The 17,110-nt window shown below is 63.9% G+C and carries 16 protein-coding genes and 1 tRNA gene; 10 read left to right on the top strand and 7 right to left on the bottom strand.

Translation table 11 applies throughout. The annotated features are described in order from the left end of the window. Positions 1-1,311 (bottom strand): beta (1-6) glucans synthase (locus RT028_RS16125; protein ID WP_312936121.1); only part of this gene is annotated, 1,311 nt, incomplete at its 3' end. A gap of 270 nt (positions 1,312-1,581) precedes the next feature. Here RT028_RS16125 and RT028_RS16120 point away from each other — a divergent pair. Then, positions 1,582-2,430 carry a glycine betaine ABC transporter substrate-binding protein gene (locus RT028_RS16120; protein ID WP_312936120.1) on the top strand — a complete coding sequence of 283 codons (849 nt, stop codon included), beginning with the start codon at positions 1,582-1,584 and terminating at the stop codon, positions 2,428-2,430. Positions 2,431-2,481: 51 nt separating this feature from the next. Here RT028_RS16120 and RT028_RS16115 read toward each other — a convergent pair whose 3' ends face one another. Further along, a complete protein-coding gene (locus RT028_RS16115; protein ID WP_312936119.1) occupies positions 2,482-3,075 on the bottom strand; it encodes a biliverdin-producing heme oxygenase in 594 nt (197 codons plus the stop codon). A 285-nt stretch (positions 3,076-3,360) separates the two neighbouring features. Here RT028_RS16115 and RT028_RS16110 point away from each other — a divergent pair, with 285 nt between their 5' ends. Together RT028_RS16110 and nadA are read left to right on the top strand one after the other, a co-directional pair. Further along, positions 3,361-4,866: a YdgA family protein gene (locus RT028_RS16110; protein ID WP_312936118.1), complete on the top strand. Its 1,506-nt coding sequence runs from the start codon at positions 3,361-3,363 to the stop codon at positions 4,864-4,866. A 258-nt stretch (positions 4,867-5,124) separates the two neighbouring features. Continuing rightward, the gene (gene nadA / locus RT028_RS16105) at positions 5,125-6,183 is read left to right on the top strand and encodes a quinolinate synthase NadA (RefSeq protein WP_312936117.1); all 1,059 of its coding nucleotides are present in this window, start codon (positions 5,125-5,127) and stop codon (positions 6,181-6,183) included. Between the two features lie 377 nt (positions 6,184-6,560). Here the strand turns inward: nadA and RT028_RS16100 are convergent, their stop codons facing one another. Next, positions 6,561-7,994, bottom strand: a complete 1,434-nt coding sequence (locus RT028_RS16100) for a M48 family metalloprotease (protein WP_312936116.1) — start codon at positions 7,992-7,994, stop codon at positions 6,561-6,563. A 104-nt stretch (positions 7,995-8,098) separates the two neighbouring features. On the opposite strand from RT028_RS16100, the gene RT028_RS16095 reads away from it, so the two are divergent. Next, positions 8,099-8,338: a sulfurtransferase TusA family protein gene (locus tag RT028_RS16095; RefSeq protein ID WP_312936115.1), complete on the top strand. Its 240-nt coding sequence runs from the start codon at positions 8,099-8,101 to the stop codon at positions 8,336-8,338. A 20-nt stretch (positions 8,339-8,358) separates the two neighbouring features. Then, complete coding sequence (locus tag RT028_RS16090) at positions 8,359-9,429, top strand: AI-2E family transporter (RefSeq protein WP_312936114.1); 1,071 nt, start codon at positions 8,359-8,361, stop codon at positions 9,427-9,429. Between the two features lie 199 nt (positions 9,430-9,628). Here the strand turns inward: RT028_RS16090 and RT028_RS16085 are convergent, their stop codons facing one another. Both RT028_RS16085 and RT028_RS16080 read right to left on the bottom strand, forming a co-directional pair. Next, entirely contained in the window at positions 9,629-10,102 is a 474-nt protein-coding gene (locus RT028_RS16085) for a peroxiredoxin (protein ID WP_312936113.1), read from the bottom strand. A 10-nt stretch (positions 10,103-10,112) separates the two neighbouring features. Continuing rightward, entirely contained in the window at positions 10,113-10,673 is a 561-nt protein-coding gene (locus tag RT028_RS16080; protein WP_038412467.1) for a glycine cleavage system protein R, read from the bottom strand. A gap of 247 nt (positions 10,674-10,920) precedes the next feature. On the opposite strand from RT028_RS16080, the gene dapA reads away from it, so the two are divergent. The 5 genes from dapA to RT028_RS16055 all read left to right on the top strand — a co-directional run bounded on the left by dapA (position 10,921) and on the right by RT028_RS16055 (position 14,611). After that, a complete protein-coding gene (gene dapA, locus RT028_RS16075) occupies positions 10,921-11,799 on the top strand; it encodes a 4-hydroxy-tetrahydrodipicolinate synthase (protein WP_312936112.1) in 879 nt (292 codons plus the stop codon). Between the two features lie 17 nt (positions 11,800-11,816). Then, complete coding sequence (bamC, locus tag RT028_RS16070; RefSeq protein ID WP_312936111.1) at positions 11,817-12,932, top strand: outer membrane protein assembly factor BamC; 1,116 nt, start codon at positions 11,817-11,819, stop codon at positions 12,930-12,932. Next, on the top strand, positions 12,933-13,691 hold the full coding sequence (locus RT028_RS16065; protein ID WP_312936110.1) for an MBL fold metallo-hydrolase: 759 nt from the start codon (positions 12,933-12,935) through the stop codon (positions 13,689-13,691). 28 nt (positions 13,692-13,719) lie between these two features. Continuing rightward, positions 13,720-14,430 carry a phosphoribosylaminoimidazolesuccinocarboxamide synthase gene (purC, locus tag RT028_RS16060; RefSeq protein ID WP_312936109.1) on the top strand — a complete coding sequence of 237 codons (711 nt, stop codon included), beginning with the start codon at positions 13,720-13,722 and terminating at the stop codon, positions 14,428-14,430. Between the two features lie 91 nt (positions 14,431-14,521). Further along, positions 14,522-14,611 (top strand) — tRNA-Ser (locus tag RT028_RS16055). 136 nt (positions 14,612-14,747) lie between these two features. Here the strand turns inward: RT028_RS16055 and RT028_RS16050 are convergent. Both RT028_RS16050 and tatC read right to left on the bottom strand, forming a co-directional pair. Continuing rightward, a complete protein-coding gene (locus RT028_RS16050; protein WP_312936108.1) occupies positions 14,748-16,214 on the bottom strand; it encodes a UbiD family decarboxylase in 1,467 nt (488 codons plus the stop codon). Positions 16,215-16,286: 72 nt separating this feature from the next. Beyond that, the gene (gene tatC, locus RT028_RS16045; protein WP_312936107.1) at positions 16,287-17,045 is read right to left on the bottom strand and encodes a twin-arginine translocase subunit TatC; all 759 of its coding nucleotides are present in this window, start codon (positions 17,043-17,045) and stop codon (positions 16,287-16,289) included. Positions 17,046-17,110 lie beyond the last annotated feature (65 nt).

The following is a 17,110-nucleotide window of genomic DNA, read 5'->3' as shown; positions in this document are numbered from 1 at the left end:
CATGCTGACTGCAGCCGCAAAGCCGACAGCGATCACCAGCCATCCACCCACCCCCTCGACACGTGCGAACAGACGCTGGCGCCAGCCCTGCGGCTGGCTCAGGGCCAGAGCGGTATGGACCAGCACTACGCCGCTGAGCAGCGCCAGCAGCACCGCCCACGCCCACTCGGCAGGGAAGCGCGCGTGGGTGCGCATCAACTCACCCCACAGCCCCAGGCAACCTGTACCGAAGGCGGCCAGCAGCGGCAGCGCAATCGCCGCACGCACAGTGCGCGGGCGCCCTGCGAGCAGCAAGGTGGCCAGCATCAGCACGCCACTGGCCAGCCACCACTGCGGCCACAGCGCCAGGTTGCTGACCGGCCCCTCGAGGATGCCCTTGTCTTGCCGATCGGCGTCATACAGGCCCCAATAACCGCCCACTGCACCCTCACTGGCGCGCTTCCACGGTTGGTCGAATGCCTCGATCAGGTTGTAGCGCCAGCCGTGCGCTTCAGCCTGGGCCACCACACCACGGATGAAGCGCGCTTCATTGACCCGGCTGGGCACGGCGGTCTCGCGCTGGCGGCCCTCGCTGGGCCAGCCCGTCTCGCCGATCAGAATCGGCTTGGGCGCGAACTGCTCGACGAAGCGCTGGTGCACCTGGGCCACGTGCCGCAGAGCGTCGTCGATGTCGCGCGGCTGGTCTTCCCAATACGGCAACAGGTGAATGGTCAGGAAATCCACTGCCGGGGCAATCTCCGGGTGTTGCAGCCAGAACTCCCAGACGTCGGCATAGGTGACCGGCACCGACACCTGGCGTTTGACCTGGCTGATCAGCGTGGCCAGCGCGGGGCCGGTGATCTCCTTGCGCAGCAGCGTCTCGTTGCCGACGATCACTGCCGTGACCACATCAGGGTTGGCGTTGGCCGCCGCGATCAGTTGCTGCACTTCGCGGGCGGTGTCGACCGGGTTGGCATTGACCCAGGCGCCGAGCATGACCTTCAGGCCATGCTTGCGCGCCAGGGCTGGAATGGCCTCCAGGCCGGTCATGGAATAGGTGCGGATACACTCGAATCGCTCGGCCAGCAGCGCCAGGTCTGCGTCCATGCGCGCCGGGCGCAACTGAAACGGCTGATCGAACGGCGACTGGTCCTTGTCGAACGGTGTGTAGGAGGCGCACTGCAGCTTGTGCGTGGGGCTGGCTGCGTCTGCCAGATCGACCGGCTTGCCCAGCCCATACCAGAGTGCGCCCAGCCCCAGCAGGGCAAGCACGCAGGCGATCGCATAGAGCGGCAGGAGCAGGCGGGTAGAGCTGGGCATCGGTCGGTCCATCGTCGGGAGCGGGCGGTTGGGCTGGCGCGTTCAGGCAAGCAAGGCCTGGAGCATGCAGCGGCTCGATACAGGCCTGGGCAGCGGCCGGGTGATAGTAGCCCGTCGCCAATCCTTTGGCATGCAAGGATCGCGCAGGCCACTGTCAGCACATGACGTTAATAGCCAAGTGCTGTCGCGCAGGGCGTGTTGAAGGTCGCACACGGAGCGGGTCTGCTGGGCGTGCAGGTGGATGATGACGTCTCAAATAAGACCTGACGCGGGGATGCTTTGATGAAAATGCGACGTTTACTGGGCGTGGGAAGCGCCCTGGTACTGGCCATGGGCGCTGCGCAAGCAATGGCCAAGGAAGTAAGCATTGGTTACGTGGAAGGGTGGTCGGACAGTGTCGCGACCTCCAACGTGGCCGCCGAAGTGATCAAAGAAAAGTTGGGCTATGACGTGAAGCTGCAGGCCGTTGCTGCAGGGATCATGTGGCAAGGTGTATCGACTGGCAAACTTGACGCCACACTGTCGGCGTGGCTGCCCGTCACGCATGGCGAGTACTGGGCCAAGAACAAGGACAAGGTCGTCGACTATGGCGCCAACTTCAAAGACGCCAAGATCGGTCTGATCGTCCCCGAATACGTCAAGGCCAACAGCATTGCCGACCTGAAAACCGATACCAGCTTCAAGCAGAAGATCGTCGGCATCGACGCCGGTGCCGGTGTGATGCTCAAGGCCGACCAGGCCATCAAGGACTACGACCTGACCGGCTACAAGCTGGTGGCCAGTTCCGGCGCCGCGATGACCACCGAGCTGGGCAAAGCCGTCGACAAGCAGGAATCCATCGCAGTGACCGGCTGGGTGCCGCACTGGATGTTCGCCAAGTGGAAACTCAAGTTCCTCGAAGATCCGAAGAAAGTCTTCGGTGATGCCGAGACCGTCAACAGCATCGGCAGCAAGCAACTGGCAACCAAAGCGCCAGAAGTGGCCGAGTTCCTGAAGAAGTTCTCCTGGCAGTCCAAGGATGAGATCGGCGAAGTGATGCTGGCCATCCAGAACGGTGCCAAACCCGAAGCCGCTGCCAAAGACTGGGTCGCCAAGCACCCTGAGCGCGTGAAGGAGTGGACCGGCAAGTAATCTGCCGCGTTGTACCACAGGGGGTTGGCCAACGTAGCGGCCAGTCCCCTTTCAGCCGTTGCACTCCTCGCCGAACACCGCGCGCAGATGGCTCCGGTAATGATCGAACGCCGCAATCGCCCCCGCCACCGCCTGCGCTTCTTCCTCTCGTTGCAATGCCAAGCCATCGACCTGCTCGACGAATGCCCGCCAGTGCAGCGCCCGCCCATGCGGATGCGCGGCCAGATGGCGCGCGCCGAAGCTGGCGTCGAGCGCCAGTTGCTGGGTCTGCTTGAACAGGAACGCCGCGCCCAGGTTCGAGCCTTCGCTGCAGTACAGCCAGCCCAGGGCCTGCGCCGCCTCCACCTGCACCGGTGCAGGGGTTGCCGGCAGCGGCAATGCCAGGTCCTGAAAATCGCCTTCAAGCGCTGCAAAGCGCGACAGCTCCTGCAAGCCGGGTAGCCAGTCATTGAGCTGCGCATCGTGGTAGAGCCCCAGCAGGCTGCCATGAAAGCGGTGCTGCACCTGCAGGAAGCGCCCGTAGCGCTCGCGGTCGGCAAAGGGGCGAGCGGCCATCACCAGCGTATCGACGCTGTCATGGTCGCGGTGGCTGGCGGCTTTCAGGCGTTGGCAGCGCGTGGCGGGCGAGGGTGTCGAAGAGGGCATCAAGGCAGTCCAGTGGAGAAAAGCAGGTGCAGGCTCGGGCGGGCGGACAATTGACTGCCGATCGCTCGATTCGATCCGCGCCTGCCTCAGCTCTGACGCGTGGGTACGCTGGCCGGTCACCCGGCGTTGCGGGAATCTTGCCCGGTATCGGTTGTCTTCGGTGTACGGATCATCGAGGTCGGGCAGCGACACCTGTGTTTGCCCCACGCCACACCCCACGGTGATATTCTTCTTACCCCTCGCGGCCACCCGCGTCGCCCCTATGGACAGCAACCGGTTCTATTCATGAAGAAATCAGTAGGTATTCTCTGCGGTCTGGCCGTTGCCATCGCCGCTGTCACCGTTGGTGGCGCCTGGTACACCGGCAAGCAGATTCCCGCCGAGCTCGAGCGCTCCATTGCCCGCACCAACGCCGAGCTGAAGGAGGCCGCAGCAGGTACCGGCGGCACCATGAGCGTCGAGCTGGTGTCGCTTGATCGGCACTTCTTCACCAGCGATGCGCAGTATCGCCTGAAGGTGAAGGACGTGTGGATGGGCGGCCAGAGCGAGCCGCTCAACTTCGAGGTGGCCGTCAGCGATCACATCGAGCATGGCCCGTTCCCATGGTCGCGGGTCAAGTCACTCAAGCTGCTGCCAGTGATGGCCACCAGCAACAGCGCCTTGGTCAAGGACCAGCAGACGGCCGCATTCTTCGACGCAGCTGGCGGCCAGTCGCCCCTGACCGCGCAGGTCGACCTGGGCTATGCAGGCGGTATCGACAGCGATCTGCGTGTGGCGCCGATGAAGGCCACCCAGGACAACGGCAGCAGTGTCGACTTCGCCGGCATGCGCCTGCAGGTCTCGGGTGACCGTGAGGGCAGCGCCGTGAAGATTCATGGCACTGCCGACCGCCTGGAAATGAAGGTGGTGGGCGACCGTCCACCTGCGACGGTGGTGATGGAAGGCTTCAAGATCGGCGGTGACCTGACCAAGACTGACCACGAGATGGTCTATGTCGGCAAGCTCGACCTGTTCCTTTCGCAATTGCAGGCCACCCTGGGGCCGAAGCAGGACGTGTTGCTGATCAAGGGCCTTGAACAGAACAACCTGTACAGCCTGGAAGGCAAGGACCGCCTGGGCGGGCACCTGGAATACAAGGTGTCGGACATCAACTACGCCAACCGCGCCGTGGGCAGTGGGCAGATGGTGCTGAACTTCCGCTCGGTCGACATCCCGGCCATGCGCGCGCTGTCCGAGTGGTACCAAGGCAAGCTGCCGCAGATTCAGCAGGCCGCGGCTCAGGGTCAGGATTTCCCCAAGATCGAGATGACCGACGAAGAGCGCGCCAAGGTGCAAGGCGAGCTGCAGAAGTTGCTGGCGGCCAAGCCCACGGCCGAGATCGAGGACCTGTCGTTCAAGACGGCCCGCGGGACCAGCCAGTTCAAGCTGGCAGTCGATTTCAGCAACCCGACCTCGTTCGACCTGCCGCCTGATCAACTGGGCCAGCAACTGGTCTCCAAGCTCGATGGCAAGCTGTCGATGTCCAAGCTGATGATCGGCGATCTGGCCACCTTGCAGGCACTGTTGGGCGGTCAGACCGATGCCCAGGCCATTGCCCGGCAAGCCAGCCAGGCCGGCGAGATGCTTGGCGTGATGGCGACCCAGACCGGCCTGGCCAGTGTGAACGGTGACGACGTGGTATCGACACTGAACTACGCCGATGGCATGGTCGATTTCAACGGCAAGAAGATGCCCGTTCAGGACTTCATCATGATGCTGGCCTCGATTGCTTCGATGCCTGTACCGCAGTGACCTGAGCATGGCCCTGCTGCGGTGTCGAGCAGGGCCTGGCAGCGGTTTCGGCGCGCGGTGTGCGGCGCTGTCACCGCTGGCAAATATCGCTTTTGAATTGATCCGATTCTCTGTAGCCTTCGGCGTCCATAACAATCCGGGCCCGCAGATGGGCCGTGACGCGGTGCCCAGCCCCGCCGTCCGGCACCTTTAGCCGATTTGCCAGGGCCTGGTGATACTCTCGACTGACGCGCATGCGCGCCCGCAGGTCCAGCGATCATGACCCAGATTTCCGAACGTCTCCTGGTTCAAGCCCACCTTGATGCCAAGCAACCCCATCCCTTGACGCCCGCGCAGGAAGCCGATTACCGCGCCGCCATCGCGGCCGAGCTCAAGGCGCAGAATGCGGTGCTGGTCGCGCACTTCTATTGTGATCCGATCATCCAGGCGCTGGCCGAGGAAACCGGCGGCTGCGTGTCCGATTCGCTGGAAATGGCCCGCTTCGGTCGCGACCATGCGGCCGACACGGTGATCGTGGCCGGGGTGCGCTTCATGGGCGAGACGGCGAAGATCCTCACCCCGCACAAGCGCATCCTGATGCCCACGCTTGAGGCGACCTGCTCGCTTGACCTGGGCTGCCCGGTGGAAGCGTTCTCGGCGTTCTGCGACAAGCATCCCGAGCGCACCGTGGTGGTGTATGCCAACACCTCGGCCGCCGTGAAGGCCCGCGCCGACTGGGTCGTAACCTCCAGCTGCGCGCTGGAAATCGTCGAGAGCCTGATGGACAACGGGGAAACCATCATCTGGGGGCCGGACCAGCACCTGGGCCGCTACATCCAGAAGCAGACCGGCGCCGACATGCTGTTGTGGGACGGGGCGTGCATCGTCCATGAGGAATTCAAGTCGCGCCAGTTGGCGGACATGAAGGCCCTGTATCCAGAGGCAGCGATCCTGGTCCACCCCGAGTCGCCGGAGTCGGTCATCGACCTGGCCGATGCCGTGGGTTCCACCAGCCAGTTGATCAAGGCCGCGCAAACCCTGCCAAACACCACCTTCATCGTCGCCACCGACCGCGGCATCTTCTACAAGATGCAGCAGCTGTGCCCGGACAAGGTCTTCATCGAGGCGCCGACTGCCGGCAACGGCGCGGCCTGCCGCAGCTGCGCGCACTGCCCGTGGATGGCGATGAACACGCTGGAACGCACGCTGGAGTGCCTGCGCACGGGCAGCAACGAGATCAGCGTAGACCCGGCGTTGATTCCGCGGGCGGTGAAGCCGCTGCAGCGGATGCTGGATTTCACGCAAGCGGCGCGGATGAAGGTGTCGGGTAACGCGTAATGCCTGGGGCGAGTGGTGATTACCTCGGCGATCGGACTCGCCGCGACGGCCAGCATGATTGCTCCCAGCTGACCGCGCCCCCTGGACCCGCTTCCTGACCGCGCGCCCCTGTAGGAGCGGCTTCAGCCGCGAAGGGCGGCGAGGCTGCCAACGCGTTTTCTCTGGCAGTACGCATTGCCTGAGGCAGGACGGCTGCGCCGCCCATCGCGACTAAAGTCGCTCCCACCGGACCGCTTGTCCCCACCAGGCTGCTGTTGCGCAAGGAACTACTGTTGCCCACCGGGCTGCTTGCTCCTCAGGCGCGCAATAGACAGCGAAACCTCCCTGTTCCAGGCCAGGCACAGTAAAGGACTGGGCAATCCTACCCGGATACTGGCCTAGCGCATCATGTCCTTGACCATGCGCTGCTGCTCCAGGATTTCACGCTGACGCTGGTCGATGAGCGAGGCCAGTGGGAAATTGCTGCCTGCGCGGCGCTTGGCGAAGTCGAGCTGCTGCACGGCCTGGTCGAAATCCCCCACCAGCGTGAAGTACTCGGCCCGCGCCCGGTGCAGGCCAATGGTATTGCCTGACAGCCCCCGCACCTCGGCCACTTCGTACCAGACGTCCGGATCCTCCGGGCGCTCCTTGAGCAACTTGTCCAGCACCTGCTCGGCTTCGGCCGGCTTGCTCTGCTTGATCAGCAGGTCGGCGCGCATCTGGTTCAACGGGTAGTTGCCGGGGTACAGCCCCTGCAGGCGTGCGGCGCGTTGCTGGGCATCGGCCAGGCGGTTGTTGGTGATGTCCAGGTCGATCTGCGCCAGGTTGTAGGTGATGTCGTTCGGCGCCTTGGCCAGCAGCGGCTTGAGGCTCTCGCGCGCCTCATTGAGCCGACCACCCTTGATCTGCGCCAGGGCTAGGCCGTAGCGGGCAGCGTCCAGGGTCGGGTCTTCGTCGAGTTGCGCCTGGAAACGCTTGGCTGCCAATCCCGGTGTGCCTTCATAGGTCAGGGCGACACGGGCGCGGATCAGCTGGTAGCGCAGGCTGTCCTCGACGCCGCCCTTGGGCGCCTGCTCGGCGCGGTTGCGGGTGTCGGCGATCCGCGACTCGGTGACCGGGTGAGTGAGCAGGAACTCAGGCGGCTTGCCGTCATAACGGTACTGACGCGCCAGGCGCTCGAACATGCTGGGCATGTTGCGCGGGTCGTAGCCGGCCTTTTCCAGGTTGAGAATGCCGATGCGGTCGGCCTCCTGCTCGTTCTGCCGGGAAAAGCGCCGCTGCTCCTGAATCGCTGCAGCCTGGCTGCCGGCGATCAGACCGATACCCGCATCGCCACCGCCGCCTGCAGCCAGCACGATCCCGGCCAGCAACGCGGCCATCATCGGCAGCTGCATGCGCTGCTGCGCCTCGACGCCGCGGGCGAAGTGACGTTGCGACAAGTGCGCCAGTTCGTGCGCCAGTACCGAGACATACTCGCCCTCGGTTTGCGCATTGAGGAACAAGCCACCGTTGACCCCGACGATACCGCCGGGCGCCGCGAAAGCGTTGAGCTCGCGGCTGTCGATGAGGATGAACTCCAGGCGCCGGTCCTGCAGCTGGCTGGTTTCGGCCAGGCGATACACGCTGGTCTCGACGTAGTCCTTGAGCTGCGGGTCGTTCAGCTGCTTGACGTTGCCCCGCAGCAGGCTCAGCCACGCCCGGCCCAGGTCGTGCTCCTGCTTGGGAGAGACGATCGAGGAACTCGCATCGCCCAGTGACGGCAGATCGTCGGCGTGGCCAGGCGCGGCCAGCAGGCAGGCCATCGCCAGCAGGGTAGGGCGCAGTAGATTCATCCGTGGAGCTCGCATCGGTCAAAGAGGTCTACTGTAGCCGGCTCGCACGTCACCGACCAGTGGCGCTATGCTAGCCGGCCGCCTGCCTTGCCCCGGAGAACAGCATGACCGATACCCCCACCTGCGCCGCCGAAGTGGATGCCAGCGGGCTGACCTGCCCGCTGCCACTGCTCAAGGCAAAAATGGCCCTCAATGGCCTGGCCAGCGGTGCGCTGCTCAAGGTGATCGCCACCGATGCCGGTTCGCAACGTGACTTCCAGACCTTTGCCCGCCTCTCAGGTCATGCCCTGGTCGACGCGCAGGTCGAGGGGGGCGTGTACACCTACTGGCTGCGCAAGGCCTGAGTCTTTTCCAAGGATCTTCAATGTTCAACGTGCTTCGCAGCTGGGTTCAGCGCTACTTCTCCGACGAACAAGCGGTGGTGCTGGCCGTGCTGCTGGTCCTTGCCTTCACCTTGGTGCTGACTTTCGGTGGCATGCTGGCACCGGTGCTGGCCGGGCTGGTGCTGGCGTTCCTCATGCAGGGCCTGGTCAACACCCTGGAGCGTTTCAAGGTGCCCTCAGGTGTTGCCGTGGGCGTGGTGTTCACCCTGTTTCTCGGCGCGCTGGGGGCGTTTCTGCTCATCCTGGTGCCGCTGCTCTGGCATCAGATGATCACCCTGCTCAACGAACTGCCGGGCATGCTCGGCAAGTGGCAATCACTGCTGTTGCTGCTGCCTGAGCGCTACCCGCACCTGGTCTCGGATGAGCAGGTGCTGCGTGCTATCGAAACGGTGCGTGGCGAGATCGGCAAGTTCGGGCAGTGGGCACTGACGTTCTCGTTGTCGAGCCTGCCGCTGCTGGTCAGCGCCATGATCTACCTGGTGCTGGTGCCGATCCTGGTGTTCTTCTTCCTCAAGGATCGCGAACTGATCGCGCGTTGGGTTTCGGGCTACCTGCCACGCGAGCGCACGTTGCTCAACCGGGTGGGCGATGAGATGAACCGGCAGATCGCCAACTACATCCGCGGCAAGGGCATCGAGATTCTGATCTGCGGCATCGCCACCTATATCGCCTTCATCAGCCTGGGTCTGAATTACGCGGCCTTGCTGGCGTTGCTGGTGGGGCTGTCGGTGGTGGTGCTGTATGTCGGCGCGGTGGTGGTGACCGTACCGGTCACGTTGATCGCGCTGTTCCAGTGGGGCTGGGGCGATCAGTTCATCTACCTGATGGCGGTGTACGCGATCATCCAGGCGCTCGACGGCAACGTGCTGGTGCCGCTGCTGTTTTCCGAAGCGGTGAGCCTGCACCCGGTGGCAATCATCTGTGCGGTGTTGCTGTTCGGCGGGCTGTGGGGGTTCTGGGGGATCTTCTTCGCAATTCCGCTGGCGACCTTGTTCAAGGCGGTGCTCGATGCCTGGCCACGGCAGGAGCCGCCGGTGGCGCCACTGCTGTAGCGGTGGTCAGTGCTGAGCGGGGAGCGGCGGCGGACGGCCCCCGACCCGCCGCCTGCACAGCGCCGAGTGCCCTGTGCGATACGCCGCGCTCGGAGCGGAGTGGGCTGCGAGGCTTCGCAAGTCGAGGCAGCGCCACGTGATCGTGCGACGACGTCGTCGGGTTGACCGCGCTGGCGGCCTGGCGGATCTCGTTACCCGATCAACGCTGATTCAGAGCCTGGGCAGCGGCCAGCACCGCATCGACGTGCCCCGGCACCTTCACACCACGCCATTGCTGGCGCAGCACACCGTCGCGGTCGATCAGGAACGTGCTGCGATCCACGCCCAGGTATTCCTTGCCGTACAGCTTCTTCAGCTTGATCACGTCGAACAGCTGGCAGAGTGCTTCGTCCTTGTCGCTGATCAGCTCGAAGGTGAAACCCTGCTTGGCCTTGAAGTTCTCGTGTGACTTCAAGCCATCGCGCGACACGCCAAACACCACGGTATTGGCCGCCTCGAAGGCCGGCTGCTGGTCACGGAAGCCCTGGCCTTGCGTGGTGCAGCCCGGGGTGCTGTCCTTGGGGTAGAAATAGAGCACGACCTGGCGGCCCTTGAGCTCGGCCAGGTCGACGCTCAGCCCATTGGTGGCCTGGGCCTGGAAATCGGGGACGGGTTGATCGACGGCGACGGTCATGCTGGGCTCCTCAAACGGGGTTCTGTGGGCGCCACGGTTCGATCAGGGCATCCAGGTTCAGGGCATCGGCGAAGTCGAGGAACTGGTCGCGCAGCCAGCTGATCTGGGTGCCGGCAGGCAGGATCACGGTGAACTGGGCATTGAGCATGCTGCTGCCGGTCTGTGGCGCCAGGTAGGTGTCGCAGGTCATGGCGTCGAGCTCGACGCGGTGGTCGAGGAAGAACTGGCATAGCTCGTTGATGATGTCCGGGCGGTACGCTGCACTGACATAGGCGACGTAGGGCAGTGCCTGAGGGCGGACCTCCTGCTCGGCGCTGCGCACCACGTCGATGGTCATGCCGTGTTTCTTGGCAAGGCCCGGGAGGGTGCTTTCCAGGCGCGCCAGGGCGTCCCAGTTGCCGCCGACCTGCAGCACCAGCGCGCTGGTTTCGCCGTGGCGCGACAGCCGCGAGGTGACTACTGCGCAGCGATTGTCGAACGCGGCGCGGCTCAGGATGTTGGCCAGCTCCATGGGGTTGGGGCCCAGGGCGCTGATGACAAGAAATTGTTCGCGAACGGTAGGGGTGGACATGCAGCATTCCTAAAGCGATGAGTGGTCGGTAGCGAACCGGCAAAAGCCGACCTGCGGCTGCCGCAAGGCAGCGTGCGAACGGGCGTTGCACCGTGTGGGTGGCCTGGCGGGCCGTGCGCTACCGAGCAAAGAGCGCAGGGTAGCGAAATCCTGCCGCCAGGGGAATGCTCCACCCGCCAGCTTCGCTTGTACAAGGCCGATGGCGCCAGTACCATTACCGCTCTCTTTTTCCGGCAGGAGCAGTTACATGATTGCGGGCAGTATGGTGGCATTGGTCACTCCCATGGATGCACAAGGGCGTCTGGATTGGGACAGCCTCGGCAAACTTGTAGACTTCCACCTGGAAAAAGGCACCCACGCAATCGTTGCTGTCGGCACCACAGGCGAGTCGGCCACCCTGAGCGTGGACGAGCACATCAAGGTCATCGAATTCGTCGTCAAGCGCGTCGAAGGTCGCATTCCGGTCATCGCCGGTACGGGTGCCAACTCCACGAGCGAGGCGGTGCACCTCACGCAGAACGCCAAGAATGCCGGTGCCGATGCCTGCCTGCTGGTCGTGCCGTACTACAACAAGCCCACCCAGGAGGGCCTGTACCAGCACTTCAAGCACATTGCCGAATCGGTCGACATCCCGCAGATCCTCTACAACGTGCCCGGCCGCACCTCCTGCGACATGCAGGCCGAGACCGTCATCCGCCTGTCCACCGTGCCGAACATCATCGGTATCAAGGAAGCCACCGGTGACCTGGCCCGCGCCAAGGCCATCATCGAAGGCGTCAGCGCCGATTTCCTGGTGTTGTCCGGCGATGATCCGACCGCAGTCGAACTGATCCTGCTCGGGGGCAAGGGCAACATTTCCGTGACGGCCAACGTCGCCCCGCGTGAAATGGCCGACCTCTGCGAAGCGGCGCTTGCCGGCGACGCCGAGAAGGCCCGCGCCATCCACGAAGCTCTCCTGCCACTGCACAAGCACCTGTTCTGCGAAGCGAACCCGATTCCGGTGAAGTTCGCGCTGGTGGAAATGGGCCTGATGCACCCAGGCATTCGCCTGCCGCTGACCTGGCTGAGCGCAGGCTGTCATGAACAAGTCCGTACTGCCTTGCGCCAGTCCGGCGTACTGGTTTAATCGAGGAAGTACACCGCATGAAGCGACTGGCTGGTTTATCCGCCCTAGCAGTGATCATCTCCAGCACCAGCGGTTGCGGCTGGTTGTGGGGCGACGAAGGTTATTTCCGCGACCGCGGCAGCGACTACCTGCAGGCCCAGAGCACGGCACCGATGCAGGTTCCGCAAGACGCCACCAACGTCAAGCGGCTCGATCCGCTGCTGCCGATTCCGCGCAACATCGCCGATGAAGGCGCCAAGACCGAATTCGAAGTGCCGCGCCCGCAGCAGCTCAACGCCGTGGCAGACGCTTCCGACTACAGCCTGCAGCGCAGCAGCAACAGCCGTTGGGTCCTGGCCCAGCACGCCCCTGCCGAAGTCTGGCCGGTGGCGCGTCAGTTCTTCGAGGACAACGGCTTCCGTATTGCCGAAGAGCGTCCGCAGACTGGCGAATTCAACACCACCTGGCAGCGTTTCGACGAATTGTCGGCCTCGCTGGGTCAGCGTCTGGCCAGTTCGGCCAGCAGCGGCGACAGCGAAGTGCGTGTCCGCGTGCGCATCGAGCCGGGTGTACAGCGCAACTCCAGCGAGGTGTACATCACCAGCATCGAGCGGCCTGCCGGCAGCACCGCCGACGCCGCGTTCCCGTCAAGCGCCAGCAACACCGGCGTCGACGCCCTGCTGGTCGATGAAATGCTCGCCAGCATGAACCGCAGCGCCGCCAAGGGCGGCTCGGTGTCCCTGCTCGCCGAGCGTGACTTCGACACCCCGAGCCGCGTGAATCTCAGCGAAGACGGCAGCGGCAACCCGGTCCTGTACCTGGGTTCGGACCTCGATCGCGCCTGGTCGGGCGTGGGTCGTGCGCTGGAGCAAGGCCAATGGCGCGTTGAAGACATCAACCGCAGCCTGGGCCTGTACTACATCAACCTGTCGGAAAAACCCGAAGACAAACAGCGCGAGCCCGGCTTCTTCGGCCGTCTGTTCGGCAGCGAAGCGACCGAGCAGGAGCGCGAAGCCCGCGCCGAGCGGTATCAGGTTCGCCTGAGCAAGGTCGGTGAGAACGTGCAGGTCACGGTCGAGAAGAACATCAATACCGTGGCCCCGGCCGATGTCGCGCGCCGCGTGCTGAGCCTGATCCAGGACCACCTGGGTTAAGTGCGCTTCGCAGTCCTCGGAAGCGGCAGCCAAGGGAACGGCACGCTGGTCGCCAGTGATGACACCTTCATCCTGATCGACTGCGGTTTTTCCTTGCGTGAAACCGAGCGGCGCCTGGCGCTGCTCGGCGTTTCGGCCTCACAACTGAGCGCCGTGCTGGTCACTCACGAACATGCCGACCATGTGCATGGCGTCGGGCTGCTGGCGCGGCGCTACAATATTCCGGTCTACCTCAGCCAGGGCACCTTGCGCGGCATGCGCAAGCCGGTCGAGGTGGCAGGGTTTCTGGAGTGCGGCGCCAGCCTGAGCATCGGCCACCTGCAGGTCAGTGCCGTGCGCGTCGAACACGATGCGTTCGAGCCCCTGCAGTACGTGATCAGCGACGGCACCCGGCGCTTCGGCATGCTTACGGACCTGGGCAGCTACGACGCGCGCCTGATCGAGCATTACCGCGAGCTGGATGCGTTGCTCATCGAGGCCAACCATTGCCGAGACCTGCTTGCCCGTGGCCACTACCCGATGTTCCTCAAACGGCGTGTGGGCGGCAGCCAGGGCCACCTGAACAACCACCAGGCAGCGAACCTGGTGGCCGAGCTGGGCTGGAACACCTTGCAGCACCTGGTGCTGGCCCACCTCAGCAGCAAGAACAACCTGCCACAGCTGGCGCTCCAGTGCTTCGTCGACACCCTCGGGTGCGACCCGGACTGGCTCCAGGTGGCGAACCAGGACACCGGGCTCGACTGGCGCCATATCGCCTAGCCCACCCACACTGCAAGCGGAGCCCCCCATGGAAAAACGCGACGAACTCTACCGCGGCAAGGCCAAATCGGTTTACCAGACCGACGACGCCGACCGCTTGATCCTGTTGTTCCGCAACGACACCTCGGCCTTCGACGGCAAGCGCATCGAGCAGCTCGATCGCAAGGGCATGGTCAACAACAAGTTCAACGCCTTCATCATGCAGAAACTCGAAGAAGCCGGCGTGCCGACGCAGTTCGACAAGCTTCTGGGCGATAACGAGTGTCTGGTCAAGAAGCTCGACATGATCCCGGTTGAGTGCGTGGTGCGTAACTATGCCGCCGGCAGCCTGGTCAAGCGTCTGGGCGTGGAAGAGGGCATCAAGCTCGAACCGTCGACCTTCGAGCTGTTCCTGAAGAACGATGAAAAAGGTGACCCGTTCATCAACGAATCGCACGTGGTCGCCTTCGGTTGGGGCACCGCCGAGCAGCTGGTCGAGATGAAGAAGCTGTCGCTCAAGGTCAATGAAGTGCTGAGCACGCTGTTCGACGACGCGGGCCTGCTGCTGGTCGACTTCAAGCTCGAATTCGGCGTGTTCCACGGCCAGATCGTCCTGGGCGACGAGTTCAGCCCAGACGGCTGCCGTCTGTGGGACAAGCAAACCCGCGAGAAGATGGACAAGGACCGCTTCCGCCAGGGCCTGGGCGGCGTGATCGAAGCCTACGAAGAAGTCGCCAAGCGCCTGGGTGTTTCGCTGTAAGCGAGCCGTTCACGCAAGCGTCTGATACCACGCGACTTTTTTGACAAAAAGGTTTGCGTTCGAAGAAATCGCTGGTATCATGCGCGCCACTGGAGAGATGCCGGAGTGGTCGAACGGGACGGATTCGAAATCCGTTGTACTGGCAACAGTACCTAGGGTTCAAATCCCTATCTCTCCGCCATATCGAAAAAGCCCCGTAGAGCAAACCTCTACGGGGCTTTTTTACGTGTGCGTTTCAAGCACGCTGCTGATTCCCTCAGCAGCGCTTTGTGCTCGTCAATCGATGTCCCACATCGATTGACCCTTGCATAGCGGCCTCAATCCGCCGGCCAATGCGCCAGCACCCGCTCGCGCACTTCCTCCGGATACCCCTGCTCAAACGACGCATGCGCCGGCCTGTCCTCAGGCAGCAACGTGTCGAACACCACTTTCGGCCCACGCCGCGCCACGTATTCCTCCTCCCGATAGCACTGCGGCAAGCGCACGATGGGCTGATCCTCGAACACCGCGCGGCGCCCAGTGGGGTGTACGCGTGTGGCCAGGGCCCAGACGACATCCTTGATCGACGTCGGGTCGATGTCGTCATCCACCAGGTAGACGTTCGGCACAAACAGCATGGCATCGGTCTTGAACAGCACCTCACCCACACGCCGGGCGAAGTCTTCGCTGCTGACACCCGGCAAACGCTCGCGCCAATCGCGCGGGGCGACTGCCAGGAACCAGTGCACCGCTGCCGGCTCCGGTGCCCAGACCGTGGTGATGGGCAGCTCTGCTTCCTGCAATCGGCTCAATGCGTCCGCAGCGATACCGATCGCCCACACCGTGTGGGACTCGTCCGTGGGCCGCCCGGCCACGACCAACGGCCAGATAGGGTCGTCGCGGTGGGTGATGGTTTCCACGTGGAAGGTCGGTTGCGCGGAGGCGCCCTTGCTCAGGTAGCCGCCGTACTCGCCGTAGGGGCCTTCCATGCAGTCACGTTCGATGGACACATGGCCCTCGATGACGATTTCAGCGCTGGCCGGTACGTTGAGGTCGACGCTGATGGCCTTGACCAGTTTCACCGCTTCCTGACCCAGCGCACCGACGAAGTCAGCCTCGTCCACCTCGGCGGGCAGCGGCATGCCGGACAGGCAGGAAATGGCCGGCGCAGGCCCCTGAACCAGGGCGTAGGGCATCGGCTTGCCCAGCTTGACCCACTCGCCCCAGATCTGCCCGATGTGCTGGCTGGGCACCATCAGGCCGACCATGCGTTTGCCGTCGACTTTCATGACGCGGGCGATGGACCAGTTGACCCAGCGGCTGTCCGGCGTTTTCACGATCAGCGTGCCCCAGGTATTGGCGTAGCGCCCGCCATCCTGGTCATGGGCGAACGGGATGGGAAAGCTGTCGAGCGTCGCCTGTTCACTGCGCAGTACGTGCTGTTGGCTTGTCGCTTCGGCGTGGTCCACCAGCACCGGCTTGATGTAAGGGATGCGTCGCGTCCGGGCCAGCGCATTGACGATGTCCGGCCCCGACGACTGCGCGGGTAGCCCCAGAGACAGCGCGACACGCGCATAGGGCATGTCGGCCCGCGAGCACAGCGCGGCGGGCGCGCCGAGCAGGCGAAAACCGGGTGTTACGCCGCGAATGTTCTCGAACAAGGGCGCAGGCGACTGAATTTCATAACTGCGCCGGGTGATGGCACCAGGTTCCAGGTCACCGTCGACTTCACGGTGGATATGCATGACATCGCCAAGCGCATCCAGCGCGGCGAGGTAATCCCTCAGGTTGTCAAAGCATGGCATCGTTGCGGGCTCCATTTAAGGGCGGGAAGGCTGGGCGGCGTCGGCCCGACGAGTGAAGTGAGGGGGCGTGATTCAACCGGCGTCGAGTGCCTGCGTGCGGCTGCGTGAACGAATCAGGCTGGCGCACAGCACACCCACCTCGAACAGCAGCCACATGGGCACGGCGAGCAGCGTCTGGGAAAAGATGTCGGGCGGGGTGAGGACCATGCCGACCACGAAACAGCCAATGACCACGTACGGGCGGACCTTCCTCAGATACTTCACATCGACCACGCCGATCCAGGCCAGCAGCACGACGGCCACCGGAATCTCGAAGGCCATGCCGAAGGCGAAGAACAGGGTCATGACGAAATCGAGGTAGTTGGCGATGTCGGTCATCATCGCCACGCCCACCGGGGTCGCTGCCGCGAAGAACTTGAACATCAGCGGAAACACCAGCCAGTACGCGAAGGCCATGCCGGCGTAGAACAGCACAATGCTGAACACCAGCAGCGGGATCGCGATGCGTTTTTCATGTCGATACAACCCAGGGGCGATGAACCCCCAGACTTGTTGCAGGATGAGCGGCATGGTCATGAACAGCGAAACGACCATGGTCAGCTTGAACGGCGTCAGGAACGGCGAGGCGACGTCGGTCGCGATCATGGTCGCATTGGCGGGCAAGTGCTCACGCAGCGGCGCCGCCACCAGGGTGTAGATCTGCTGGGCGAAGGAAAACAGCCCGATGAAGATCGCCAGGATCGCCGCGACGCAGCGCAGCAGGCGGGTACGCAGGTCTTTGAGGTGCGAGACCAGCGGCATGGGCTCATCGGGGTCAGAGAATTTGATCATGGCGCTCGCGCTGGCTGTGGCGGGTCAGTAGGCAAGGGTGGTGCAGGGGCGGTGACGGCGGGCAG

Origin of the sequence: Pseudomonas sp., assembly GCF_032058845.1 — a bacterium.
Classification (GTDB): Bacteria; Pseudomonadota; Gammaproteobacteria; order Pseudomonadales; family Pseudomonadaceae; genus Aquipseudomonas.
The sequence above is the reverse complement of the archived record's forward strand: the minus strand, read 5'-3'. Positions and strand labels throughout refer to the sequence as shown.

Coding starts and splice junctions, on each gene's coding strand:
- RT028_RS16120 (WP_312936120.1), top strand. CDS start 1,582: ATGAAAATGCGACGTTTACTGGGCGTGGGAAGCGCCCTGGTACTGGCC.
- RT028_RS16115 (WP_312936119.1), bottom strand. CDS start 3,075: ATGCCCTCTTCGACACCCTCGCCCGCCACGCGCTGCCAACGCCTGAAA.
- RT028_RS16110 (WP_312936118.1), top strand. CDS start 3,361: ATGAAGAAATCAGTAGGTATTCTCTGCGGTCTGGCCGTTGCCATCGCC.
- nadA (WP_312936117.1), top strand. CDS start 5,125: ATGACCCAGATTTCCGAACGTCTCCTGGTTCAAGCCCACCTTGATGCC.
- RT028_RS16100 (WP_312936116.1), bottom strand. CDS start 7,994: ATGAATCTACTGCGCCCTACCCTGCTGGCGATGGCCTGCCTGCTGGCC.
- RT028_RS16095 (WP_312936115.1), top strand. CDS start 8,099: ATGACCGATACCCCCACCTGCGCCGCCGAAGTGGATGCCAGCGGGCTG.
- RT028_RS16090 (WP_312936114.1), top strand. CDS start 8,359: ATGTTCAACGTGCTTCGCAGCTGGGTTCAGCGCTACTTCTCCGACGAA.
- RT028_RS16085 (WP_312936113.1), bottom strand. CDS start 10,102: ATGACCGTCGCCGTCGATCAACCCGTCCCCGATTTCCAGGCCCAGGCC.
- RT028_RS16080 (WP_038412467.1), bottom strand. CDS start 10,673: ATGTCCACCCCTACCGTTCGCGAACAATTTCTTGTCATCAGCGCCCTG.
- dapA (WP_312936112.1), top strand. CDS start 10,921: ATGATTGCGGGCAGTATGGTGGCATTGGTCACTCCCATGGATGCACAA.
- bamC (WP_312936111.1), top strand. CDS start 11,817: ATGAAGCGACTGGCTGGTTTATCCGCCCTAGCAGTGATCATCTCCAGC.
- purC (WP_312936109.1), top strand. CDS start 13,720: ATGGAAAAACGCGACGAACTCTACCGCGGCAAGGCCAAATCGGTTTAC.
- RT028_RS16050 (WP_312936108.1), bottom strand. CDS start 16,214: ATGCCATGCTTTGACAACCTGAGGGATTACCTCGCCGCGCTGGATGCG.
- tatC (WP_312936107.1), bottom strand. CDS start 17,045: ATGATCAAATTCTCTGACCCCGATGAGCCCATGCCGCTGGTCTCGCAC.